Raw genomic sequence first — 707 nt, 5'->3', positions numbered from 1 at the left:
GAACATTGGGGGCCTGACCATCAGTCCTCTTCCTCGACCCAGAAAATGAAGGCGTTGTCGTTATCGAAGCCAATTACGCCGCAATCAAAAGTCGCTGACGTGAGCGGGCTCCAGCCGATCGCATCACCCTCTTTCCAATGCCCGTTGCTGAGAAAGATTGCATCGTCGGCGAAGTCAGCGAGAGCCGCCTTCGCGTCCCGGATCCACCCGGCTGCAGGCGAAGGCCGACCATGGGCCAAGCTCGTCGTTCCCGCCACAGCAAGAACGTGAGCCGCGCCTGCCCGATCTAGACTGACCATCCGGTCACCCCCGAATGGGTTCTCACGAGAAGTCGGTAGTCCCACCTGCCCTGCGATAAACTTGGCTAGCTGGCCCTCGCGAACGTCGGGTCGCTCGCCAATCCACCAGCGCGCGTGCGACCGCCGTGCCAGTCTGCTAAGAAGGGCTTCGAGCGTATGCATTCGGGCAGTGAACCAGTCACCGGCAACAACTGCAATGGGGTCGTGTGCCGACCGTCGCCTTTTGTGTGTCCCCGGCCCAGTCTAGTTCCTCCCCTGCTCCGCAGGGGAGGTGGCATTGCGTAGCAATGACGGAGGGGCCGCCGCGCAGACGGCGGAATTTTGCCGAGCTGTTTACGGCCGTCTGCGCGGCCGCCCCTCCACCACCGCCTTCGGCGGCGGTCCCCCTCCCCTGAGCAAGCTCAGGGG

1 protein-coding gene is annotated in these 707 nt (G+C 63.5%); it reads right to left on the bottom strand.

The genetic code is table 11. From position 1 onward, the window contains the following. Window positions 1-20: 20 nt before the first annotated feature. Window positions 21-299, bottom strand: a complete 279-nt coding sequence (locus AX681_RS22620) for a hypothetical protein (protein WP_156442707.1) — start codon at window positions 297-299, stop codon at window positions 21-23. Window positions 300-707: the final 408 nt, after the last annotated feature.

Source organism: Sphingomonas sp. CCH9-E2 (assembly GCF_001557215.1).
Lineage (GTDB): Bacteria > Pseudomonadota > Alphaproteobacteria > Sphingomonadales > Sphingomonadaceae > Sphingomonas.
Note: the sequence above shows the minus strand (reverse complement) of the source record. Positions and strands in the feature narration are given on the sequence as shown.